This is a genomic window from Mycolicibacterium hodleri, assembly GCF_025822245.1.
Taxonomy (GTDB): Bacteria; Actinomycetota; Actinomycetes; order Mycobacteriales; family Mycobacteriaceae; genus Mycobacterium; species Mycobacterium hodleri.
Window position 1 is genome coordinate 199,957 of record NZ_JACKTL010000043.1, and the last position, 21,034, is coordinate 220,990.

The 21,034-nt window shown below is 68.5% G+C and carries 27 protein-coding genes; 9 read left to right on the forward strand and 18 right to left on the reverse strand.

Annotated features, from left to right (window positions below; all coding sequences use genetic code 11):
- Window positions 1–46 precede the first annotated feature (46 nt).
- The 4 genes from H7J06_RS19320 (at window position 47) to H7J06_RS19335 (ending at window position 2,792) form a co-directional block, all read left to right on the forward strand.
- Complete coding sequence (locus H7J06_RS19320) at window positions 47–1,024, forward strand: GlxA family transcriptional regulator (RefSeq protein ID WP_264040645.1); 978 nt, start codon at window positions 47–49, stop codon at window positions 1,022–1,024.
- A 4-nt stretch (window positions 1,025–1,028) separates the two neighbouring features.
- Window positions 1,029–1,748 carry an MBL fold metallo-hydrolase gene (locus tag H7J06_RS19325; protein ID WP_264040865.1) on the forward strand — a complete coding sequence of 240 codons (720 nt, stop codon included), beginning with the start codon at window positions 1,029–1,031 and terminating at the stop codon, window positions 1,746–1,748.
- Window positions 1,745–2,122, forward strand: a complete 378-nt coding sequence (locus tag H7J06_RS19330) for an Hsp15 family ribosome-associated heat shock protein (protein WP_264040646.1) — start codon at window positions 1,745–1,747, stop codon at window positions 2,120–2,122. Before H7J06_RS19325 ends, H7J06_RS19330 begins: the two co-directional genes overlap by 4 nt.
- A gap of 85 nt (window positions 2,123–2,207) precedes the next feature.
- The gene (locus tag H7J06_RS19335) at window positions 2,208–2,792 is read left to right on the forward strand and encodes a hypothetical protein (RefSeq protein ID WP_264040647.1); all 585 of its coding nucleotides are present in this window, start codon (window positions 2,208–2,210) and stop codon (window positions 2,790–2,792) included.
- 152 nt (window positions 2,793–2,944) lie between these two features.
- Here H7J06_RS19335 and H7J06_RS19340 read toward each other — a convergent pair whose 3' ends face one another.
- Both H7J06_RS19340 and H7J06_RS19345 read right to left on the reverse strand, forming a co-directional pair.
- Window positions 2,945–3,376: a pyridoxamine 5'-phosphate oxidase family protein gene (locus tag H7J06_RS19340; protein WP_264040648.1), complete on the reverse strand. Its 432-nt coding sequence runs from the start codon at window positions 3,374–3,376 to the stop codon at window positions 2,945–2,947.
- A complete protein-coding gene (locus H7J06_RS19345; protein WP_264040649.1) occupies window positions 3,373–4,209 on the reverse strand; it encodes an NAD(P)H-binding protein in 837 nt (278 codons plus the stop codon). The genes H7J06_RS19340 and H7J06_RS19345 overlap by 4 nt, the downstream gene beginning before the upstream one ends.
- Window positions 4,210–4,291: 82 nt before the next feature.
- On the opposite strand from H7J06_RS19345, the gene H7J06_RS19350 reads away from it, so the two are divergent.
- Window positions 4,292–5,221: an AraC family transcriptional regulator gene (locus H7J06_RS19350; protein WP_264040650.1), complete on the forward strand. Its 930-nt coding sequence runs from the start codon at window positions 4,292–4,294 to the stop codon at window positions 5,219–5,221.
- On the opposite strand, the gene H7J06_RS19355 is transcribed toward H7J06_RS19350, so the two are convergent.
- The 3 genes from H7J06_RS19355 to H7J06_RS19365 are packed head-to-tail and all read right to left on the reverse strand — an operon-like array spanning window position 5,211 to window position 6,585.
- Window positions 5,211–5,843 (reverse strand): FKBP-type peptidyl-prolyl cis-trans isomerase, encoded by a 633-nt coding sequence (locus tag H7J06_RS19355; RefSeq protein WP_372515352.1) that lies wholly within the window; start codon window positions 5,841–5,843, stop codon window positions 5,211–5,213. The two genes, H7J06_RS19350 and H7J06_RS19355, sit on opposite strands and share 11 nt — an antisense overlap.
- A 29-nt stretch (window positions 5,844–5,872) precedes the next feature.
- Window positions 5,873–6,169, reverse strand: a complete 297-nt coding sequence (locus H7J06_RS19360) for a barstar family protein (protein ID WP_264040651.1) — start codon at window positions 6,167–6,169, stop codon at window positions 5,873–5,875.
- The gene (locus H7J06_RS19365; protein ID WP_372515354.1) at window positions 6,166–6,585 is read right to left on the reverse strand and encodes a guanyl-specific ribonuclease; all 420 of its coding nucleotides are present in this window, start codon (window positions 6,583–6,585) and stop codon (window positions 6,166–6,168) included. The genes H7J06_RS19360 and H7J06_RS19365 overlap by 4 nt, the downstream gene beginning before the upstream one ends.
- Window positions 6,586–6,681: 96 nt before the next feature.
- On the opposite strand from H7J06_RS19365, the gene H7J06_RS19370 reads away from it, so the two are divergent.
- On the forward strand, window positions 6,682–7,227 hold the full coding sequence (locus H7J06_RS19370) for a GNAT family N-acetyltransferase (RefSeq protein ID WP_264040652.1): 546 nt from the start codon (window positions 6,682–6,684) through the stop codon (window positions 7,225–7,227).
- Window positions 7,228–7,372: 145 nt separating this feature from the next.
- On the forward strand, window positions 7,373–8,032 hold the full coding sequence (locus H7J06_RS19375; protein ID WP_264040654.1) for a cysteine hydrolase family protein: 660 nt from the start codon (window positions 7,373–7,375) through the stop codon (window positions 8,030–8,032).
- Window positions 8,033–8,039: 7 nt separating this feature from the next.
- On the opposite strand, the gene H7J06_RS19380 is transcribed toward H7J06_RS19375, so the two are convergent.
- The gene (locus H7J06_RS19380) at window positions 8,040–8,621 is read right to left on the reverse strand and encodes a TetR/AcrR family transcriptional regulator (protein WP_264040655.1); all 582 of its coding nucleotides are present in this window, start codon (window positions 8,619–8,621) and stop codon (window positions 8,040–8,042) included.
- 107 nt (window positions 8,622–8,728) lie between these two features.
- On the opposite strand from H7J06_RS19380, the gene H7J06_RS19385 reads away from it, so the two are divergent.
- Window positions 8,729–9,337 (forward strand): DUF6461 domain-containing protein, encoded by a 609-nt coding sequence (locus tag H7J06_RS19385; protein WP_264040656.1) that lies wholly within the window; start codon window positions 8,729–8,731, stop codon window positions 9,335–9,337.
- A 408-nt stretch (window positions 9,338–9,745) separates the two neighbouring features.
- Here H7J06_RS19385 and H7J06_RS19390 read toward each other — a convergent pair whose 3' ends face one another.
- The 12 genes from H7J06_RS19390 to H7J06_RS19445 form a co-directional block, all read right to left on the reverse strand.
- Window positions 9,746–10,573, reverse strand: a complete 828-nt coding sequence (locus tag H7J06_RS19390; RefSeq protein WP_264040657.1) for a hypothetical protein — start codon at window positions 10,571–10,573, stop codon at window positions 9,746–9,748.
- Between the two features lie 110 nt (window positions 10,574–10,683).
- A complete protein-coding gene (locus H7J06_RS19395; protein ID WP_264040658.1) occupies window positions 10,684–10,962 on the reverse strand; it encodes a hypothetical protein in 279 nt (92 codons plus the stop codon).
- Between the two features lie 105 nt (window positions 10,963–11,067).
- Window positions 11,068–11,469 carry a nuclear transport factor 2 family protein gene (locus H7J06_RS19400; RefSeq protein ID WP_264040659.1) on the reverse strand — a complete coding sequence of 134 codons (402 nt, stop codon included), beginning with the start codon at window positions 11,467–11,469 and terminating at the stop codon, window positions 11,068–11,070.
- A 50-nt stretch (window positions 11,470–11,519) separates the two neighbouring features.
- Window positions 11,520–12,089 (reverse strand): HD domain-containing protein, encoded by a 570-nt coding sequence (locus H7J06_RS19405; protein WP_264040661.1) that lies wholly within the window; start codon window positions 12,087–12,089, stop codon window positions 11,520–11,522.
- Between the two features lie 49 nt (window positions 12,090–12,138).
- Window positions 12,139–13,524, reverse strand: coding sequence for an NAD(P)/FAD-dependent oxidoreductase (locus H7J06_RS19410; protein ID WP_264040662.1), 1,386 nt, complete (start codon window positions 13,522–13,524; stop codon window positions 12,139–12,141).
- Entirely contained in the window at window positions 13,521–14,411 is an 891-nt protein-coding gene (locus H7J06_RS19415; protein ID WP_264040663.1) for an ABC transporter permease, read from the reverse strand. The genes H7J06_RS19410 and H7J06_RS19415 overlap by 4 nt, the downstream gene beginning before the upstream one ends.
- Entirely contained in the window at window positions 14,408–15,361 is a 954-nt protein-coding gene (locus H7J06_RS19420) for an ABC transporter permease (RefSeq protein ID WP_264040664.1), read from the reverse strand. Before H7J06_RS19420 ends, H7J06_RS19415 begins: the two co-directional genes overlap by 4 nt.
- Window positions 15,358–16,503 carry an ABC transporter substrate-binding protein gene (locus H7J06_RS19425; RefSeq protein ID WP_264040665.1) on the reverse strand — a complete coding sequence of 382 codons (1,146 nt, stop codon included), beginning with the start codon at window positions 16,501–16,503 and terminating at the stop codon, window positions 15,358–15,360. The genes H7J06_RS19420 and H7J06_RS19425 overlap by 4 nt, the downstream gene beginning before the upstream one ends.
- Before the next feature lie 48 nt (window positions 16,504–16,551).
- On the reverse strand, window positions 16,552–17,697 hold the full coding sequence (locus tag H7J06_RS19430) for an ABC transporter ATP-binding protein (RefSeq protein ID WP_264040666.1): 1,146 nt from the start codon (window positions 17,695–17,697) through the stop codon (window positions 16,552–16,554).
- A complete protein-coding gene (locus tag H7J06_RS19435; protein ID WP_264040667.1) occupies window positions 17,694–19,346 on the reverse strand; it encodes an amidohydrolase in 1,653 nt (550 codons plus the stop codon). The genes H7J06_RS19430 and H7J06_RS19435 overlap by 4 nt, the downstream gene beginning before the upstream one ends.
- Window positions 19,347–19,349: 3 nt before the next feature.
- Window positions 19,350–19,979, reverse strand: a complete 630-nt coding sequence (locus H7J06_RS19440) for a type II toxin-antitoxin system RelB family anti-toxin (RefSeq protein ID WP_264040668.1) — start codon at window positions 19,977–19,979, stop codon at window positions 19,350–19,352.
- 215 nt (window positions 19,980–20,194) lie between these two features.
- Window positions 20,195–20,674 (reverse strand): DinB family protein, encoded by a 480-nt coding sequence (locus H7J06_RS19445; protein ID WP_264040670.1) that lies wholly within the window; start codon window positions 20,672–20,674, stop codon window positions 20,195–20,197.
- A 155-nt stretch (window positions 20,675–20,829) separates the two neighbouring features.
- Between H7J06_RS19445 and H7J06_RS19450 the strand changes: the two genes are divergently transcribed.
- Window positions 20,830–21,021 (forward strand): hypothetical protein, encoded by a 192-nt coding sequence (locus tag H7J06_RS19450; protein WP_264040671.1) that lies wholly within the window; start codon window positions 20,830–20,832, stop codon window positions 21,019–21,021.
- Window positions 21,022–21,034: the final 13 nt, after the last annotated feature.

Genomic DNA, 21,034 nt, shown 5'->3' on the forward strand with positions numbered 1-21,034 from the left:
TGCATTGCACAGTGGCACTAAGGCCGTTAATGCCTAAGATAGTGACATGCATTCGGTGGCCATCCTCGCCTACGACGGAATGTCGGGCTTCGAATCCGGCCTGGCGGCGGAGATCTTCGGCATGCACGACCTGTCCGAAGCGTTCTGCGCGGGCATCCCGACGCCCTGGTACTCGGTCAAGCTGTGCTCCGAGCAGCCGGAGGTTCGGATGCTCGGCGGCGCCACCGTGCGGACGTCGTTCGGGCTCGCCGACCTGGCCGCCGCCGACACGGTCGTCATCCCCAGCGTCGGAGACACCACCAGGCCCGCCTCGCCCGCGCTCGTCGAGGCGATTCGAACTGCCCATCAACGCAATTCGCGATTGGTGTCCATCTGCTCGGGCGCCTTCGCACTGGCCGAGGCGGGCGTGCTCGACGGCCGGACGGCCACCACGCACTGGATCTACGTGGACCTCATGCAGGAGCGCTTCCCCGACGTCGACGTCGACCCGACCCCGCTCTACGTCGACGGCGGCAACGTCCTCACCAGTGCGGGATGCGCGGCCGGCCTGGACCTGTGCCTTCACATCGTGCGCTCCGATCACGGCGCCCACGTCGCCAACGACGTGGCGCGTCGACTCGTGATCGCACCGCACCGGGCCGGTGGACAGGCGCAGTACATCGAGTCGCCGGTACCCGAGCCGACCACCGACGGCCAGATCGCCGGCGGAATGGCTTGGGCGCTAGCCCATTTGGACTCACCGATCACGCTCGACGAGCTGGCGGCCCGGTCGTCGCTGTCACGGCGCAGCTATCTGCGCAGATTCGCCAAGGCCACCGGGACCACGCCCATCAAGTGGCTCATCACCCAGCGCATCCAGGCGAGCCTGGCGCTGCTGGAGTCCTCCGACCTGTCGATCGAACAGATCGCGGCGCGGGTCGGGTTCGACTCGCCCGTCACCTTTCGACACCACTTCGTCCGTGCCCTGCGCACCACGCCCAGCGAGTACCGCAGCTGCTTCACCGGGCGGGTGCTCGGTGCCTGAGGCGCTGAACTACGTCTGGGAGACGCCGGCCGAGGGCGTGCACCGGTGCCGGTTGCCATTCCTCGACGTCACGGTGGGGCTGGTCCGGGGCAGTCGGGCGACACTGCTGGTCGACTGTGGGACGACGCTGCGCGAGGCCGCGGCCGTCGCCGCCGACGTCGAGGTCCTCGGCGGGGGTGCCGTCACCCACCTGGTCATGACCCACGACCACTTCGACCACGTCCTGGGCTCGGCTGGCTTTCCCGGTGCCGAGCTCTACGGCGCCCCGGCGGTGACGGCGGCCCTCAGCACCGGGCTCGACGGCGTGCGCGCCCACGCCGCCGAGTACGGCGCGGACCCCGCCGAACTGGATCTCGCGATCGCTGCCGTTCGGACACCCGAGCACCGGGTGCTCGACGTCGACCTGGACCTGGGCGACCGGGTGGTCCAGGTCAGGCATCCCGGGGTGGGGCACACCGATCACGACCTGGTGGTCGTCGTTCCACCGATCGCGCCGGATCAGCGCGTCGTGGTCTTCTGCGGCGACCTCGTCGAGGAGTCGGGCGACCCGTCGATCACCGACCAATCCGACGTGGCCTCGTGGCCGCGCACCCTGGATCGGTTGACGGAACTGGGCGGGGAGGACGCGGTGTACGTGCCGGGCCACGGCGCAATGGTGGATGCTGGCTTCGTGCGGAGACAGCGCGACTGGTTGCACCGGCACCACACCGGTGGCACCCCGTGACGGCCCCGGTCGAGTCGGCCCGGGTCGACCGCTGGTTGTGGGCCGTCCGGCTGACGAAGACCCGCCCCGACGCCGCCGCGGCGTGCCGCGGAGGGCACGTGCGTATCAACGACCGACCCGCCAAACCGTCGACGACGGTGGTGCCCGGCGATCGGGTGCAGGCCCGGGTGGGCGACACGACGCGCATCGTCGAGGTGGTGCGCGTCATCCAGAAGCGGGTGGGTGCCGCCGACGCCGTGACGTGCTTCCTCGACCGCACACCCAAGCCGCCGACGACGGTCGCCATCCCGGTGGCCCTGCGCGATCGGGGCGCCGGCCGCCCGACCAAGCGGGATCGGCGGCTCCTGGACAAGTGGCGCGCCAGCCACGGCTGAACCCGATCGGAGCCTCGATGTCGGGTCGCTCGGGGCCGATATATGCGACGATGGCCGGGCGTCAGCAGAGAGGACACCCGGTTACATGACTGAACGACGTCGCATCACGGCCGTCAACGCCGCCAAGATCGCCTGCGCAGGGGTGTTCCTCGCCGGGGGCGCGCTCGGCATGGCCGGTCAGGCCGCCGCTGATCCGGACGTGCCCGTGACGCCGGTACCGGCAGTTCCCGGCGCGCCCGCGCCGGACCAGCAGATGGTGGCGGGCGGAGACGCTCCGCCTGCGCCGCCGCCCGTCGGCGCGCCCGTCGTGCCCGAGATCGCCAACCAGCAGTACGGTTCGGGATCGGGTCCGCTGGGCTTCATCAGGGACGCCTGGCACCAGGCGAAGGACCCCTACGGCGTGGGGGATTCGCCCGACGGAATGCCGGTCGGCGCGGCCCCTCCGCCCGGGGCGGGTCCGCCGCCGCCGCTGCCGCCCGGCTTCAAGTCGCTGAACTTCCCCGAGTCCGATACTGCCCCCGTGCAGGCCGCCCCGAACACCGGTGGACCGGCCCTGCCGCCCGGCTACTACCCGCTCAACGGCCCCCCGCCCCCCGGGTTCGACGCGCCACCACCGGCGCCGGCCGACCCCGCGGCGCCACCGACGATCGTGCCCGCCCCTCCGGGCTGACGGCTAGCTCCACGCCGACCCGAGCGGCGAGACGCTCCGGGGAGGCACCGGCGTGGTCACCCGGTGGTCGTGCGGTGCGTGCATCCCGGCCAATGGCACGCACGGCGCTTGCCCTCTTCGAGTTCTTCCCGGGTGCGACGGATGCGGCGCTCTCACCCCATCGCGTAGCGACTGACGGAGTCGGGGTGGATGATCAGCCGAACCTGGTCGTGCGCCAACAGATCGGCCAGGTCGGCGGCCCGGGCCGGGTCGGCGAGGTCCCAGTAACGGGCCGCCAGGCGCGCGGCCAGCTCGTGGGCGCCGTCGGCCGCGACCTCGGTGTGACCCGCGACCGACGTCCAGCGCTCGCGTTCACCGACCGGTGCGGCGACCACCAGAGAGGCCCGCGGGTCCCGCCGCAGGCGCCGAATCTTCACCGTGTCTGGGCCCGTGAACAATTCGACCGTGCCCCGATCGGTCACCTCGAACCAGACCGGCCGCGGCTGCGGCGGTCGTGGACCCACGGCGACGGAGAGAAACCCGTAGAGCGGGCGTCGCAGGAAGGCCAGGTCGTCCTCGGTGAGTGCGGTGACGCCGACGCTCATCGGTCCCACCCGCCCGCGGCGGCGACCCGGACCACGTAGTCCTCGAAGGTGCGAGGCGGCCGCCCCAGCACGGCGGTCACGTCGTCCGTCGTCGCCGCGAGCTGCCCGCCCGACACGAGCTCGAACATGTCGGCGACGGAGCGTGCCTCCCGTTCGGTCAACCCCTGCTCGACCGCGGCGGCGACGTACCCGGCGGCGGATACCTGCGTGAACGCGATCGGCCAACCCGACGCGCGGGAGATCTGCTCGACCGCCTCGGCGAAGGTGAGCGCGCGCGGCCCGGTCAGCTCGTAGACGCGTCCGGCGTGCGCACCGGGCTGGGTCAGCACGGCGGCGGCCACGGCGGCGACGTCGTCGACGTCGACGAACGGTTCTGGGACGTCGCCGGCGGGAAGCGCCAACTCGCCGGCAACCAGCGGCTGGTGAAAGAGGTCCTCGTCGAAGTTCTGCTGGAAGTTGGACGCTCGCACGATCGTCCAGTCCAGCGCCGAGCCGCGCACGGCATCCTCGGCGGATCGCATGTCCTGCCCAAACGGTGAGTCGCCCCACGTGTCGGCGCCCCGACCCGAGAGCAGGACCAGCCGTCTCACCCCGGCCGCCTCGGCCGCGGCCACGACGTCATGGGCGAGGCCAGGCGTGCCGGGCGCGATGAGGTAGGCGGCAGTGACGCCCCGCAGTGCGGGGTCCCAGGTGTCCGGAGCGTTCCAGTCGAACCGAATCTGGCTGGATCGGGACGCCGCACGAACGGGCCTACCCGCGAGCCTGAGGCGGGCGGCGACCCGTCGACCGGTCTTGCCGGTGGCGCCGAGGACGAGGGTGGTGTCTGTGTTCATGACGTCGATTCAACGCACGTGTCTCGGACGAATCCATGGGTGATCAGCCGAATCTCATGTGTATTCGTCTAACGTGGCGGTGGTGAGCGTCTTCGACGATCTGATCCGTGGGGTGCGGGCCAACGGCTCGCTGTTCGGAAGTTCGACGCTGTCGCCACCGTGGGCGCTGCACTTCGTCGACGGGGCGCCGCTCACGCTGTGCACCGTCCTGGGCGGCTCCGGGTGGATCGTGGCCGAGGACTGTCCGCCCGAGCCGCTGCGCCCGTACGAGACGATCGTGGTGCGGGGGCCGACGACGTTCACCTTCGTCGACGAGGTGGGCACCGCAGCGGAGCCGATCGTCTGTGGCGAGGATTGCGCGACCCCCGACCAGGGCGGTACGCGGCATCGGCTCGGCTGGAGCGACGTCGGCGACGGGATGGGCGAGACCACGTTGATCGTCGGCGCCTACCCCGTGCGAGGGGAGATCAGCCGCCCACTTCTGGACGCGCTGCCGGTGCTTCTCCGCGTGGACGCCGGGGGCACCGGCGACCCGGTTCTCGACCACCTCGCCGCCGAGGTCGCCCTCGACGTTCCGGGCCAGCAGGTGGTGCTCGACCGGCTGCTGGACTGGATGTTGGTGTGCACGCTGCGCGAGTGGTTCGACCGGCCGGGTGGCGCGCCTCCGGGCTGGTGGGCGGCTCAGCGTGACCCGGTGGTCGGCGACGCGCTGCGCCTGCTGCACGCCGACCCGGCGGCGCCGTGGACGATCGCCGCACTAGCCGACGCCGCCAAGGTGTCTCGGTCGACGTTGGCCAAGCGGTTCGCCGACCTGGTCGGAGAACCCCCGCTGACGTACCTCACCCGATGGCGCATGACGCTCGCGGCGGATCTACTGGTGCAGGGGGACAAGTCGACCGTCGCCGAGGTCGCCCGGGCGGTCGGCTATTCCGACCCGTTCGGGTTCAGCGCGGCCTTCAAGCGGGTGCGCGGCGTCAACCCGAGTGACTTTCGTCGTGCCGTCAGCCCGTGATGCCGAGGATCTTGATCGCGAAGACCAGCGAGTCGCCCTTCTGAATTCCGGCGGCAGGCTGTCCTTCGGGATAGCCGTCGGCCGGCGCCATGGCCACCGCGACGGTGGACCCGACCGTCTGACCCACGATCGCCTTCTGGAAGCCGGGGACGACGCCGTCGAGGGGGAATTCTGCGGGCTCACCACGCTGGTAGCTGCTGTCGAAGGTGCTTCCGTCGCGACCGTTGACGCCCATGTAGCAGACCGACACCGTCGCCGTGTCCGGGACGACGGGGCCGCTTCCGGCCGCCAGGGTGTGGACCTGGGTCGCGGTGACGCTGAACGGGCTGGACACCGTGACCTCCGGTGCGGCCGAGTCCGTCGACCCGGTCACCGCGACGTTGCCGGTGGCTCCGGGCAACGTCCACTCGGGGGTGCCACCGGCGGCGGGGGCCGCCGACGGGCACGACTCCGCGGCGGGGGACTGGCCGGGTGCGGCGACGGCCGACGAGGTGCTGCTGGCGGCGGTCGACGACGAGCCGGGTTCGGCGTCGGCGTCCGAGCCGCACGCGGCGAGCATCATGACGAGCGGCGCGGCACATGCCACGAACGCGACGGAGCGGGACGCGCGAGTTGAATTCACGGTCGCCACGCTACAGAACGGCCCGTCGCTCATCTCAGCCACAGCGTGACCCCGGCGTCGTCGAACACGTCCCGCACCGCGTCGACGAACGGGTGCCCTCCGCGCGTGACGTGGCGCAGATGCCGGAGGGACAGATCGCTGTGCTGCCAGTCGAACTCGTAGGGTTCGTCGGACGGGGTGCCGAATCCGCCGCGCAGGCAGTCGGAGAGTGCGTCGAGGTTCGCACCAAAGTATCCGTCGGGGCCGTTGACCGCTCGGCCGATCTCTCGGTAGAAGTCCTTGACAGTCTTGATGTTTCGTCCGTCGATGCGGAAAGTCCGCGTCATGGTCGCCCTCCCGCCTCGGTGACCAGGCAGAAGGAGTCGTAGTGGTCGGCCGTGTAGAAGAACTCACGTGGATCGGTGGCCGGTGACCCACCGGTAACGATTCGTCGGGTCGAGCGGTTGTGCGCACCGGGTGTGATGACGGTGTACTCCCGGTAGTAACTGCGCGCTTGGTCGGGCAGGTGGCCCTCGCGGTTGCCGAACACCACGCCGTCGTCGCGTGGAAAGGGGAAGGGGCCGTTCGCGTGGATGGCCCGGACGGTGTCGCGAGCCTCGCGCGGCAGCGTGGTCAACGAGCAGGTGGGGACACCCGTCGCCGTCGGCGCGGTGGGTGACGACGAGGGCACGAGCGCCCAGGCGATCGCGGCGACGATCAGCCCGCACAGTGTCACCAGCGTCCACCGTCCGCGTCGACTCACTCGCGCTCCCTCCGATGTCGAGCCACTCGTCGACTACATCATCACCCCCTGGCGTGCCGTGGGCGGCAAGGGCTGCCCGGCTGGCATTCTGGGTCGGTGACGGACGTGCGTCTCGCCGAATCGGGTGAGCTGAACGAGCGCGAACTGGCTGCAGCCGAGGTGTTGGTCCGCTCGGCGTTCGGCGCCGGCTTCCGCGCACACGACTGGCTGCACGGCGTCGACGGCGTGCACGTCGTGGTCGTCGAGGACGGTGTCTTGCTCGCCCACGCCTCGGTGGTGACCCGCACCCTGTGCCACGACGGCCGAGACTTCGACACCGGGTACGTCGAGGCAGTCGCGGTGGCCGACGGGCAACGGGGCCGGGGGCTGGGCCGGCTGGTGATGGACCACGCGGAGGCCGTCATCCGTGCGCGGCATGCCATCGGAGCGCTGAACGCCGTGCAGAGTGCGGTGGCGTTCTACGCCAGCCGCGGTTGGACCCCGTGGAACGGCCCCACGATGGCGGAGACGCCCGACGGGTTGGTCGACACCTACGACGCCGCCGACCGCATCCTGCTGTTCTCGACGCCGTCTGGCGAACCGGCCGAGTTCGCGGAATCCGTTCCGCTCATTTGTGATTGGCGTCTCGGCGACCTGTGGTGAGGGTCGGTCCCACCTCGGTGGCGACGACGAACGAGGTGATGACGCCCGTCGAGCTCGCGCGCGTGGAAGCATGGGCGACGCCGGGCGTCGGGCGCGCGGCGAGGACGGCAGCCGCCGACACACCTCGAGCGAAGGAGCCACCGCGATGAACTGGAATCACGCCGACACCGCCGTCGTATTCATCGACCCGCAGAACGACGTGCTGAGCCCCACCGGCAGCAGCTGGGACGCCACGGGGGCCAGCGTGACCGAGAACGACACCGTCGCGCACATGCTTGCCATCTTCGAGGCTGCGAAGGCCGCGTCGTTCGGCATGTTCATCTCCCCGCACTACTTCTATCCGACGGATCACCGTTGGCTGTTCAACGGAGCCTTGGAAGCCGACGAACTGCGGACGGGCACCTTCGACCGGTCGGGCCCGCTGACCGTGGACGGGTTCGAGGGCTCGGGAGCGGATTGGCTCGAGGAGTTCAAGCCCTACATTCAGGACCCGGACACGGTAGTGGCCAGCCCGCACAAGGTGTTCGGATCGCAAACCAACGATCTGGTCCTGCAGTTGCGCAAGCGCCGGATCACCACGGTGCTGCTCGGCGGGATGCTCGCGAACATGTGCGTCGAGTCGCACCTACGCGATCTTCTCGAACAGGGTTTCGAGGTGTACGTGGTCCGCGACGCCATTGCCGGCCCACGTCACCCCGAGTGGGGAGACGGTTATCAGGCCGCTCTGGTCAACTACCGCTTCCTCGCCCATGGGGTCGTGACGACCGAAGACGTCGTCGCCGCAATGCAATCCGCCGTCCCGTAGACGCCGGTCAGCGTCCGCCGGCGGCCCGTTCGACGACGCCGACGAAGTTTTCGACGAGTTCGTCGGCGGTCGTCTGCCACTTGTCGGTCTGCAGGAGCCCGCTGGACTCCAGGCCGGCGGCGCCGTGCACGGCGGTGAGGAGCAGCGCCGCGTAACGTTCGGCCTCGCGGCCGCCGACCACCTCGGTGACGATGGCCAGGAACCCGTCGCAGAGGCGCTGGGCGGCCTGGTTCACTGCGGACCGATCGCCCGCCGGGGTGTCGAACATCAGTCGGTACAGATACGGTCGTCGGTGACTGACCGCCAGGATGCCGACGAGCGCGGCACGGAGCGCGTCGAGGGGTCGAGCACGCGAATCATTCCGTAGCGCAATGACTTCGTCGCCCAGTCGTTCCCAGCCCTGGGCGGCCACGGCGATCAGCAAGCTGTCCTTGTTGTCGAAGTGGCGGTAGGGCGCGCCGCGGCTGACTCCTGCGCGCGCGCCCACCTCGCGCAGCGTCACGGCGTCGGGACCTCCGCCGTCGAGCAGCAGTGCGGCCTCGGCGAGCAGGGCACGGCGGGTGGCTGCGGCTGATTCGGCACGGCTCATGCCCGTCATCCTATGTTGACGTTGTCAGCCGAGAGTCGCGACGGTGGCGGGCGCCGATGAGTGCCTCAACCCTTAGTATTCGTCCGTCGAGGGAGGGCTGTTCATTGGTGTCGGTGGACGACTATTCGTGGTGGCGGACCTGGCGGCCGGCGTGGGCCGAGGCCCACTGCGTGACCCTCGTCGGCGACGCCACCGTCGAGGGTGTCGTCGAGTCGCTGCGCGCCCATCCGGTGACACGGGCGCACGGTTTCGACGCCTTTTACGACTACGTCGTCGCCGACTGGCCCGACGGCTACGACCCGTCCCGCGCCGTCGTCGGCGTGGCCACCGTGGACGACACGTGGACGTTGGTCGCCGAGGTCAACGGTTACGTCGGAGTGACCGAACGGCTCATCGGTCCGCTGTCGTCCGGACGAACGGTGGTGTCGCACTTCGCCAACGTCAACGCCGTGCACACCTTTCACTGGTGGCACGACGGGCAGCTGTTGGTCGACGTCGACCTGATGTTCCCGGCGGAGCGTGACGGCACCGATCCCGACGTGCTCGTCGACCACGTCCGCGGCGTGGGCATCCCCCTCGACGCCGACCCCGAGGAGATCGCCACGGTCGACCTCAGTGCGGCGGGCTTCGCCCTGGCGCAACGCGTGACCGGCATCGCGTGTACCCCGGAGCTGTTCGAGCGCACCGACTTCCTGGTCGCCACCGTGGCGTCGTAGTTCGTCCACCCCGTCGAGCGACGCTCGAGTGTCGAACTCCGCCACATGACGAATGATGTTCATTCCCAGTAACTCTCGTCGAACCTCCGGGTAGATCGAGGGGACGTACTTGGATCGCGTTCTGCAGCAGCACATCTCCATCCGATCTCCACGGCACCTCCAAGAACGGGGCGCCTTGGCTCGCAATGCTCATGAACATGACAACCAACGAGTACGTCTACGCCCGTCCGGACGTCACCGAAGACGTTCTGAGCGAGAATGATTGGACACCTTTCACCGAGTCGTCACGTAAACGCGGTTCGATGCTGGTGGGGCTTCGTCGCCGACTCGCATCGCCACGCCACCTGGGCGGCCGGCGGGTGCACCCTCGATCTGCCCGGCCGACGCGTCATTCTCATCGCCCCGACTTCATCGAACGTGCGGCCATGTCCCGCGAGATGCACCGGCTATGAGCTGGGTGACCACGCCCAGTTCTGCCGTTCGTAGAGCGGTCGCAGACCGCTTCGGAGGAGGTTGTTCAACGACGGGTTGACCTCCCCGTCGGCGGGCCGGCCGGCTTCGGCCGAGAGCCAGCGGCAACCCGCGTCTGCGGCCGCCGCGGCTGCGGTGGGTCTCAAGCGTGGCCGTCGAGTTCAGAGAGCCCACGGATCCGTGGAGGAAGAGGTTTGCGGTGGCCACCATGTCGTCGCCGTCCCAGGCGGCGAAGGGACGAAAACCCGGATGGGTCAGGGCCTCGGCCAGCATGTCCGCCAAGCCGACGGTCGGCATGCCGAACCCGCGTAGGGTCGTCGCCGCCCATCGCGGAAAGTCGACCGGATCGACGGGTCGAACGGCCAGGTCGGTGGTGTGACTGGTCTGAACGTGCTCGATCTCCCCGAACAGCTTGATCCAGGGCGAGGTCGGCGTGAGGTCGCGTCGACGAGCGATCTCGGGCCAGTCATGGGGGAGCAGGGCGGGCGCGATCTGGATGACGGCGCCGGGTGCCTTTTGGGCGACGTAGAACGCGACGAGGTCGTCGACGAGTTCTGCGGTGACCGGTTCGGTGACCCCGAAGCCCAACGCCTTGCTCCAGTAGCCGGTGACGTCGTGGCGCATCGAAAGCGCCACGCCACCCCCGATCCGTGCGGTCGCGATGCCGAGCTCGTGTTTCGTCGCCGGCGGGGCCGACGATTCGTAGTGGTACATGAACTCCGCCTCGGCGGCTTCGGCCAACAGGCTGATCTCACTGGCAAGCATCTGAACCTCACTGTGCGACGTAGCCCGCCTCGGGTGGCGGTCCTCTCCTGCACGATGCGCGGGACGGGTGAATGGTTCGATCCCGCGGGGAAGTCGTGGTGCGATGTGCGTCACACCGCGCGTCGGAGCGCGTTTCCACGTCGTGGATGGAACAGCCGTATCCGGCTGACCCGGCCCTCGTCGAGGAACAACGCCCACACCACCCCTGGCGGACAGTGGAAGGGGTCCTCGGGCGGGCTGATCAGATCGGTTTCCCAGATCGCGACGTCACGGCCCGCCACGACGTTGGCGATGCGGTGGCGAACCCCGGCGGACAGGTCGCGCTCCATGGCCCCCACGACGTAGTCGAACCCCCGGGTGCGCTTGCCGGTGGGCCACGTGATGTCCACCGTGGGACTCCATCGCGCACTCAGCTCGGTCTGGAAGGAGCCGTGGAGACCGAGCCGAATGTACCGGCAGGTTCCGCTGGCATGGCGCCGCTCGTGTCGTGGGGGTCAGGGTTCGGGGAAGGAATCGCCGAACATGGGCAGACCGCTCTTGGATTGCGCTGCGGTGGCCTCGTCCTGCAGGACGTCCCAGTGTTCGACGAGCACACCGTCTTCGATGCGCACGACGTCGACGGCAACCCAGTTGGGGGCGTCACCGCGACCGGTGAACCGGCCGTGCAGCATGACGATGTCGCCGTCGGCCACGACGAGCCCGTGCTCGTAGTGCAGGTTGGGCGGAGCCGCCTTGACCAAGTCGAAGAGTCCCTGGCGTCCCGGTGCGATGTGGGCGCTGTGCTGCAGGTACTGCTCAGACCAGAAGTGTTCGGCCGCAGGGTAATCACGCTTGTTGAAGAGGGTGTCGAAGGCCTCGACGACCAGGGCCTTGTTCCGGTCTTCACGCTCTGCCATGGGGTCCACTTTCACGAGGTGGGAACGGTACTTCGCGGCGTGTCCGTCCGTCAGTCGGTGGCAGTCCACGGTTCACGGGCGAAGACCCGTTCCACCATTGGTCGGAAGAAGTCGAGCGGACGGTGTTCGAAGTCCGCGTCGAAGCAGTTCTGGTCGTACTTCTCGCAGAATTCCACGCAATCGTCGAACCACCGGTGCCCGCGGTACTTCTCGCGGGCGTCGCGCACACCGCCCATGTGAGGCGCGTAGTAGTACTGCTGAAACTCCGGATGCACCTTGACGATCCAGGCCATTCGCTCGGACACGTAGGGCGCGACGACGGCTGCGGCGAATGCACCGTGGGCATGTGGTGCGTAGGTGTCACCCACGTCGTGCAACAGCGCGGCGACGACGTACCCCTCCGAACGTCCGTCGTCGACGGCTCGGGTGGCCGACTGGAGGGAGTGGTCGAGTCGGCTGACCGGGTACGCCTGTCGACCGTCGGCCAGAGCCTCCACCAGGCCCAGGACACGGGGCACCAGCCCTGCGTTGTTCGCCTCCTCCGCGCAGTCGATGAGGGCGTAGTCCTCCGCGGTGCCCTCGGCCATCGTGCGGTAGGTGGCACGTGCCTGCGTGCTCATGGCCGGCTCCTCTCGACGAACCTCTCCGTCAACCGTAGCGCCGAAACGGTCAGTGCCCCCGACCCGAGACCAGGTCGGCCGCCGTGGCGATCGGCGACGTCGTGGCACGACCACGCAACTCCGCCCGGTCGGCGGCGTAATAGGCCTTGTACATGGCCTGGACGGCGACGTACCGCAGAGGCTCCGGCTCCCACTTGCGCACCCGGTGGTTCACCCATGGCAGCTCGGTGAGTGCCGAGGGGGACTTGAGGATGAGGTCGCGTAGCGTGCGCCCGGCCAGGTTGGTCGAGGTGACACCGGTGCCCACGTAGCCGCCTGCCCAACCGAGCCCGGTCGACGGGTCGAGCCCCACCGTCGCCGACCAGTCCCGCGGCACCCCCAGCACACCCGACCAGACGTGCTCTACGCCCGCCCCGGCCGTCGCCGGGAAGAATCGCACCAGGATGTCGCGAAGGAGGCCAACGGTTTTCGGGTCGGTCGCGCCGTCGACGTCGGTGCCCGAGCCGTATCGGTAGGGTGCGCCCCTGCCGCCGATCGCGATGCGGTCGTCCGCGGTGCGCTGGGCGTACATGTAGGCGTGGGCTTGGTCGCCGAGCGTCTCGTAACCGCTCCACCCGATCTCGGCCCAGATGTCGGCGGACAGTGGTTCGGTCACGATCAGCGAGGAGTTCATCGGCAACCACGTGCGTCGAAGACCGTCGATCTGAGCCGTGAATCCCTCGGTGGCCCGGACGATCGTGTCCGCCGTGACGGTGCCGGCCGCCGTGACCGCCTGATGCGGGCGGATCTCGGTGACCCGGGTCTGCTCGTAGATCTCGACTCCCAGCGCCTCGACGACGCGGGCCAGTCCGCCGGCGAGTTTCGCCGGATGCAGTCTCGCGCAGTGGGGGTGCCACATGGCGCCCGTCGTGCCGTGCACGTTGATCCGCGCCGTGGCCTCCGCCGCGCCGAGGAGTTCGACGTCCGTCATCGGCCACGTGCGGGCTTCCTCCACGGCGTGCAGCAGACGGGTCTGCTGGGCGGCGTTGGTGGCCACCGTGAACTCGCCACCCTTGACCACGTCGCAGTCGATGTTCTCGTCGCGGGTGACGCGGATGACCTCGTCGACCGTCTCGTTCATCGCGGTCTGCTGGCGGGCCACGGCCTCGCGGCCGTGCGACTTGAGGTACGAGCCCCGGCCGCCGGTGATCTCGTTGGTCAGCCAGCCGCCGTTGCGGCCCGATGCGCCGAAGCCCGCGAAGCGTTGCTCGAGAACGACGATCCGCAGCTGCGGCGCCGCCTTCTTCAGGTAGTACGCCGTCCACAGCCCGGTGTACCCGGCGCCGACGATGCAGACGTCGGCCTGGACGGAACCGGGCAACGCCGGCCGCAGGGGTTCCGGCCCGATGCTGTCCCACCAGAAGGACACCCTGCCGTTGGTCAGTGTGGTGCTCATCGGCCCACCATCGCACTCGTGAGGCCGGCGGCGCCACCGCCCTCACCCGTCGGGTCTCGGCGCAGGATCAGCGCGGCGATTGCCAGGACGATCAGGGTGAGCACCAGCATCAGCGTCGACATCGCGGCGATGTCCGGGCGCAGCGACGCCTTCAGCGACGCGAAGATGTACACCGGCCACGGCGTCGACCCGGCGACCGAGACGAACGACGACACGACGGTGTTGTCGAGGCTCAGCGTGAACGCCAGCAGCGCACCAGAGATGACGGCGGGACGGATCAGCGGCAGCGTGATGTCGGTGAACCGCCGCAACGGCGGGGCGTACAGGTCGGCGGCGGCCTCTTCGAGGAACTCGTTCATGCCCGTCATCCGCGCCCGCACGATGAAGGTGACGACCGCGCTCGCGAAGAGCGAGTTGGCGATGATCAGGCGTACCTGACCGATGTTGAAGGCGTCGAAACCCCAGTCGACGCCGAGGGTGACGAACCATGGCAGCAGCGAGATCGCGCTGACGATCTCCGGAGTGACCATCACCAGGCCCAGAAGGACGAGCAGGCCCGGTGCCCACCAGCCGGGGCGCCGGGTCAACGCGATCCCGGCGAAGGTGCCCAGCAGAGTGGCGACCACCGCGGTGCCCGTGGCGGTGATCAAGGAGACGGTGATCGCGTTGACGATCGCCGGGTTGTTCATCGCCGAGACGTAGGCGTCGACGCCGAAGCCCTCGAACATCTGCAGGGTGCGCCCGGTGTTGAACGAGAACACCACGATGACCACGATCGGGAAGAACAGGAAGAGCAACCCCAGCATGCCCCACAGGTTCAGCAGGGCGTCACCCGGCCGGATACGTGGTCGGCGAACGGGTTTCGCGACGGACGCGGTGTCGGTCACGCATTCTCCTTCAGCGGAAGTTTCAGTGATGTCGCGGCGGTGGCGACGGCGCCGACCACCTTGAGGGCGGCACCGACCACGGCGCTGGTGCCGAAGATCGCCAGCATCAGCAGGACCGCCATCGCCGACCCGAGCGCCCAGTTTTGGGCGCTTTGGAACTGGGCGGCCACCATTTGGCCGACCATGCTTCCGCTGGCTCCGCCCAGAACGGTCGGGGTGATGTAGTCACCCATCAGCGGGACGAAGACCAGCAGCATGCCGGCGGTCACCCCCGGCATGGACAGCGGAATGGTGACGTGGCACAACGTGCTCCACACCGTGCCGCCAAGGTCACGGCTGGCCTCGAGCAGCTTGGGGTCCAGGCGTTCCAAGGCCACGTACAGCGGGAGGATCATCAGCGGCAAATAGTTGTACACCACGCCGAGCTGAACCGCCGACGAGGTGTAGAGCACGTGCAGAGACCCGTCGGTCAGATGAGCCCACTGCAACGTCTTGGAGACGAAACCCTCTGGGCTGAGGGATATTTGCCATCCAATGGTGCGCACCAGGAAGTTTGTCCAGTACGGGATGAGGATCAGCGCCAGCACCACCCCGCGCCACTTGGGGGCCAGCTTGACCGCCATCCAGTAGGCCATCGGGAAGGCGATTGCCAGGCAGAGCACGGTGCCCAGGACGGCGATCTTGAGCGTGCGGACGAAGATCGCGAAGAACGCCGGCGACGCCGCCTGGCCGTAGCGGTCGAGCGACAGGATGTCGTTGGCGTGGGTGACGTAGATACCTGGCTTGTACCCGAAGCTGTACCAGACCACCAGGCCGAACGGCAGGATGAAGAACAGCAGGATCCACACGCTGATGGGCAGCGCGCCAAGACCTTTGGGCATCCGAAGGCGCCGTCGCCCGGACGGCGCGTCGACCGCCGCGGGCGTCGGCCGGTCTTTCAGGGTGGTCACTTGCCCGCCGCGGCCTTGAGCTCGTCGTAGATGCCGATGATGGTGCCGTCGGCCGACGTCATCTTGCTGTAGACCAGCTTGGACATGATGGCCTCGGGGATGAACACCAGGTCGGGGCGCTTGATGCCGGCCTTCGTGGCCGCTTCCTCGATGCCCTCGACTCCGGTGTTGTAACCGATGTAGGTGAGCTCCTTCAGCGACACGGTCGGATCGAGAACGTAGTTGATGAACTCGTAGGCGGCGTCCTCGTGGGGCGCACCCTTGACGATCGCCCAGTTGTCCTGCCACAGGTTCGCACCCTCCGACGGCCAGACCCACTTGTAGCGATCCGGTTCCGAATTGGCGAGGATGCCGAGGCGGGCGTCTCCGTTCCAGCAGTGGATCAGGGCCCGGGCGGACGAGGAGATCGAGGCGTTCGTCGACGACTCGAAGGCCTGCACGTGCGGGGCGATCTTGTCGAGGATGAAGGAGCGGTAGGCCGCAATGTGCGCGGGATCGGTGGTGTTCTCGTCGATTCCGTTGGCCCAGAAGTAGGTGAAGGCGACCTCGCCTTGGTCTTCGAGAAGCGACATGCTTCCCGACGCCTCCTTCTGCGCGGCGTCGAGGAAGTCCGCCCAGGACGTCAGATTGCGCTTGATGACGGTGGTGTCGTACACGTAACCCGTCGAGCCCCAGTCCTTGCAGACGCTGTACTTGTTGCCGGGATCGAACGTGGTGTTGACGACCTTGGGGGTGAGGTTCTTCATGTTCGGCAGCTTGGAGTGGTCGAGCTCGGTGAGCAGCCCGCCCGTTGCCATCTGCTGAACCGACGAGTGGGTGGGGACGCAGATGTCGTAGCCCGTAGTGCCCTTCGCCGCACTGAGTTTGGCGATCATCTCGGGGTTCGAGCCGTAGGAGTCGACGGTGATCTTCGGGCCCTTGGCGGCGGTGAAGTCGGTCAACACCGCGGGATCGTCGTACTCACCCCAGGTGTAGATGTTGAGGCCGTCGGCCTTGGCGCCACCACCGCCCGACGAGCTCGAACAGGCGGCGAGGAAGGCGCCGACCCCGAGTGCCGCGGTCCCGCCGAGAAAGCCGCGACGGGTGATCGAACTCTTCAGCGCCTTGGGAACGAGCGCGCGAATGTTGGGCGGTTGGTTCATGGCATGACCTCCAGGTCGGATGGGCGAGACGGTGGACGGGGCGGGTGACTACGAGGTGAAGATCCGGACGGCGTCGGCCGACCACGAACACAGCACGGGCGATCCCAGCTCGGTGGGTGGGTTGGCGGCGCGGGGGAGGCGGGCAAGGATCTGGTCGTCACTCGGCGTGTGAATGACCAGTTGCAGGCTGTGGCCGAGTTCCGAGACCCCGAGCAGGGTGCCGGTGACGGAGTTGACCCGGGCGTCGGCCGTCGCCGCGGCCGTTCCAGCCGTGACCACCACCGACTCCGGCCTGATCGCGGCGCTGACCTCGCCGCCGCTCGAAGCGGGCACGCTGCCCTTGGTCGGACGCGACGAATACAGCGAGAGGCCGCTGGTGCGGACGTTCACGCCGTCGCCGTCGAAGGACGAGATCGTGCCGGCGAAGGAGTTCTGCCGGCCGATGAATCCGGCCACGAAGGCCGACTCGGGCGAATCGTAAACGTCTGAGGCCGTGCCGATTTGCTCGATGCGGCCGTCTTTCATCACCGCGACCCGGTCGCTCATCGACAGCGCCTCCTCTTGGTCGTGGGTGACGAAGATGAACGTCGTGCCGAGTTCGTGCTGCAGCAGTTTGAGCTCGACCTGCATCTCCTCGCGAAGCTTGCGGTCCAGGGCACTCATCGGTTCGTCCAGCAGCAGCACGGCGGGACGGTTCACCAGCGCCCGCGCCAGCGCGACGCGTTGCTGCTGGCCGCCAGAGAGCTGCGCGGGCTTCCGGGAGGCGAACGCGGTCATCCGCACCATGTCCAGGGCGCGGGCGACCCGATCGGCCATGTCGGACTTCGGCACGCCGGAGCGGCGCAGACCGTAGGCGACGTTGTCGGCGACCTTCATGTGCGGGAACAGGGCGTAGGCCTGGAACACGGTGTTCACCGGCCGCTTGTGCGGTGGCAGGTTCTCGACGTTCTGGCCGGAGATCTGGATGGAGCCGTCGTCGGGAAACTCGAATCCACCGATCATCCGCAGCGTCGTGGTCTTGCCGCATCCGCTGGGCCCCAGCAGGCTGAGGAACTCGCCGGGCTGCACGTCGAGGCTGAGGTCGTCCACCGCGACGGCCGACGCGTACGTCTTGGTGAGGGAACGTAGTTCGACCGATCCTGCCACCGAACTGGGCGCGGTGGTGGCTCGGGTGGTCATGTCCACGGTGCTCATGCCGACACCAGCGTCGAGGTGGCGTCGTAGACGACTTCGCCGCCGATGATCGTGTAGGCCACGGTGGCCGAACCGATCTCGGCGACGGGAGCGGCGAAGATGTCCCGGTCGAGGATGACGATGTCGCCAGCCTTTCCGATTTCTATGCTCCCCGAACGCTCTTCGTCGTGGTTGAGGTAGGCGGTGCCCAGGCTGTGTGCGATCAACGCGTCGGCCAGGGAGAGGGCCTGCTCGCCGAGGAAGGGCAACGCCGCGGGCCCCGTGGCTCCCGCGGGGGCCCGGTTGACGGTGGTGTGGATGATCTGCAGCGGATTCGCGGTGCTCACCGGCCAGTCGCTGCCCGAGGCCAGTGGTGCGCCCGCCCGCTGCAGCGACCCGAAGGGGTATTGCCAGCCGGCCCGGCGGGCACCGAGGAACGGAATCGTCAGAACGTCCATCTGGGGCTCGTGCCTGGCCCACAGCGGCTGCATGTTGGCGACCACGCCCAATTCGGCGAACCGGGGGACGTCGTCGGGGTGGACCACCTGAATGTGGGCCAGCGTGTGCCGAAGGTCCTTGTCGCCGTTGGCCTTGCGGGCCGCCTCGATCGCGTCGAGGGACTCGCGGACGGCTCGGTCGCCGAGGGCGTGAAAGTGCAGCTGGAAGCCGAGGGCGTCGAGCTGCGTGGCGATCTCGACGAGGGTGGTCGGGTCGACGAAGCTCTTGCCCGTGTTCTCGCCGGGGCAGCCGCACGAGTCGAGGTAGGGCTCGAGCATCCCGGCCGTGAAGTTCTCGGCGACGCCGTCCTGCATGATCTTGACGGTGGTGGCGGCGAATCCGGCCGCCACGGCGCGTTCGCGCTTCTCGACGAGCTCGGGGATTTGCTCCAGCCCGCGGTTGCGGTCCCACCAGAGCGCGCCGACCACGTGGGCCTTCAGCACGCCGGATGCGGTGACCCGCAGGTAGGAGTCGAGCGTGTCGGGGGTGTCGTTCGTGGCTCCGACTATGGCGTCCTGCCATGCGGTGACGCCCCACGCGAACAGTTGTCGCTGAGCGATCGTCAGGGCCTCGTCGAGGTCGTCCTGGGTCGCCAGCGGGATGTGCCGCGCGACGAGGCCCATGGCGCCTTCCTGCAGCGTACCGACGGCGTGGCCGTCGGCGTCGCGTTCGATGCGACCGTCGAACGGGTCGGGGGTCGAGTCGTCGATGCCGCCGACCTCGAGGGCCTTGGTGTTGACCCAGGCGCCGTGACCGTCGCGGTTGGGGAAGAACGCGGGACGGTCGGGGACCACCGCGTCGAGCGCCGCGGCGGTCGGCAGCCCGCCGGGAAACGAGTCCATCGACCAGCCGCCGCCACTGATCCACGGCAGTTCGGGGTTGTCCGCCGCGTATTCGGCGATGCGCGCGAGGTAGCCGTCGGCGGTGTCATACGGGGTGAGGTCGCAGGCGATCATGTCCAGACCCGCGTGGTACGGATGGATGTGACAGTCCTGGAAGCCGGGGGCGACGAGGCCACCCGCCGCGTCGATCTCGACGACGTCGGACGCGCTGAGCGCCGTCGCACCGATCGCGGTGATGACGCCGTCCTCGACGAGGAGCGGCTCTTCGACGACGCCGGCGGGGGTGAAGACGTGGCCGCCGGTGATCAGCAGTCTCTGCGGTGTGGTCATGGGTCATTCCTCAATCTGTTGAGCGGGCGGCGCCGCGAGCGGGTTGACGTCGATCGGCGGGGTGAAGTGCGACGTGATCCAGATGGCCTGGGCCGGGGTGGCGCCGATGTTCACGGCGCGATGGGGGACCGAGGAGAGGTACTCGACGCTGTCGCGGGGGCCGAGGACGTGCGTTTCGGAGGCGATCGTGATCTCCATGTGACCGGTCAACACGTAGAAGAGTTCCTGAGCGTCGTCGTGGGCGTACGGTTCTGGACCTGTCGACCCGCCTACCTCGAAAGTGCCTTCGTAGACCTCGAGTTGGCGGATGGGTGGACGCGACAGGAGGAGCTTCCGTAGTCCGCCGTCGCTCGAGAAGACGGGTCTCTCGTGTGCTCGTAGTACGGGTCGTGCGACCGGGGCCTCGTCGGAGAGCAGGTCGGCCACCGAGACGCCCACCGCGGCGGCGATGCGCTTGAGCACGCTGACGGAGACGCCGCACTTGCCGTTCTCCAGCTGGCTGATGAAGCCCGCGCTCACCCCGGCCCGGGCGGCCAGCTCCCGGGTGGACAGTCGGGCGCGTTCGCGGGCATCTCTCAACCTGATGCCGAGCGTGGTGCGAACGGCACTGTCGGTGTTGGGTACGGCTGTCATGGGCTCGGAAAACACTTGCCTCATTTCGTTAAGACCTACTTAACGGATTGCTTACTGCGGAACCGTAGGGCTACCTGTGAGGTCTCGCAACAGAACGGGCGAATAAGGGCGAACTATTTACATGACCGAAATGCCGGAGTGGGGCGATCGGGGCATCTTGATCGACGAAACCAGTTCGAGGACAAGTGCATACGAGGAGAAGCCCCCTCGGCGGCTCAGCCCGCGAGAATCTGCTCGCGCAGGATGTCGGCATGCCCGCAGTGGTGGGCGAGCTCGCGCAGGACCTGTAAGCACACCCAGCGCACCGTGCGGGGTCCGCCACGATGGCCGGTGACGACCGCGTCCAGTGGCAGCCCGGTCATGATCTCCCGGGCCGTCGCGCAGGCCAGCCGATGGGCCTGTCGAACCCCCGCCGCGGTGTCGTCGTCGGCCAGGTGGAAGGACTCCTCGGGGTTGTTCACCAACCCGAGTTCGCGTCGGGACCGTCCCCCGATGCACTCCTCGAACCACACGCGCTGCATCCACGTGACGTGTTTGAGCAAGCCAAGCAGCGTCGTCGCCGACGGCACCAGTCGTCGCCGCGCCTGCTCGTCGGTGAGACCGTCGAGGGTGTGCTCGACGGCGGTGCGGTAGTCCTCGATGAACGCCTCGAGCTGTGTGCGCTCGTCGTCGAGGAGCACGTCGAACGGACTCATCTCCACCCTTCCTCCCCGTCAGGGCGACGATACGTCGGCCGTGACGCCGTCGCCACGGCGTGCCGACGAAACTGGCGCCACTGGGCTGGTGGGCCGTGGGCCACAATGGGATGACGGGCTTGCCGTGCTCGGCAGGCGAACGGAGAGGAGCAGCGGTGACCGTTGCACTGATCGCGCTGGCCCCGGCGGTGCTCTGGGCGGGGTACTTCGGGTGGCGGATGATTGACCGCCGTCGGTACTGGGACGCCGATCGCGTGGAGGAACGCCGTCGTCACCCCAAGCGTGCCGTGGGCAGTTCCGGGTCCGGTCTCGGCGACGTGTCCGGATTGGGCAGCGCTGCAGGCTGATTCGGTTGCCTGA

Coding starts and splice junctions, on each gene's coding strand:
- H7J06_RS19320 (WP_264040645.1), top strand. CDS start 47: ATGCATTCGGTGGCCATCCTCGCCTACGACGGAATGTCGGGCTTCGAA.
- H7J06_RS19335 (WP_264040647.1), top strand. CDS start 2,208: ATGACTGAACGACGTCGCATCACGGCCGTCAACGCCGCCAAGATCGCC.
- H7J06_RS19340 (WP_264040648.1), bottom strand. CDS start 3,376: ATGAGCGTCGGCGTCACCGCACTCACCGAGGACGACCTGGCCTTCCTG.
- H7J06_RS19345 (WP_264040649.1), bottom strand. CDS start 4,209: ATGAACACAGACACCACCCTCGTCCTCGGCGCCACCGGCAAGACCGGT.
- H7J06_RS19360 (WP_264040651.1), bottom strand. CDS start 6,169: ATGACGCGGACTTTCCGCATCGACGGACGAAACATCAAGACTGTCAAG.
- H7J06_RS19375 (WP_264040654.1), top strand. CDS start 7,373: ATGAACTGGAATCACGCCGACACCGCCGTCGTATTCATCGACCCGCAG.
- H7J06_RS19380 (WP_264040655.1), bottom strand. CDS start 8,621: ATGAGCCGTGCCGAATCAGCCGCAGCCACCCGCCGTGCCCTGCTCGCC.
- H7J06_RS19390 (WP_264040657.1), bottom strand. CDS start 10,573: ATGCTTGCCAGTGAGATCAGCCTGTTGGCCGAAGCCGCCGAGGCGGAG.
- H7J06_RS19400 (WP_264040659.1), bottom strand. CDS start 11,469: ATGGCAGAGCGTGAAGACCGGAACAAGGCCCTGGTCGTCGAGGCCTTC.
- H7J06_RS19405 (WP_264040661.1), bottom strand. CDS start 12,089: ATGAGCACGCAGGCACGTGCCACCTACCGCACGATGGCCGAGGGCACC.
- H7J06_RS19410 (WP_264040662.1), bottom strand. CDS start 13,524: ATGAGCACCACACTGACCAACGGCAGGGTGTCCTTCTGGTGGGACAGC.
- H7J06_RS19425 (WP_264040665.1), bottom strand. CDS start 16,503: ATGAACCAACCGCCCAACATTCGCGCGCTCGTTCCCAAGGCGCTGAAG.
- H7J06_RS19430 (WP_264040666.1), bottom strand. CDS start 17,697: ATGAGCACCGTGGACATGACCACCCGAGCCACCACCGCGCCCAGTTCG.
- H7J06_RS19435 (WP_264040667.1), bottom strand. CDS start 19,346: ATGACCACACCGCAGAGACTGCTGATCACCGGCGGCCACGTCTTCACC.
- H7J06_RS19440 (WP_264040668.1), bottom strand. CDS start 19,979: ATGACAGCCGTACCCAACACCGACAGTGCCGTTCGCACCACGCTCGGC.
- H7J06_RS19445 (WP_264040670.1), bottom strand. CDS start 20,674: ATGAGTCCGTTCGACGTGCTCCTCGACGACGAGCGCACACAGCTCGAG.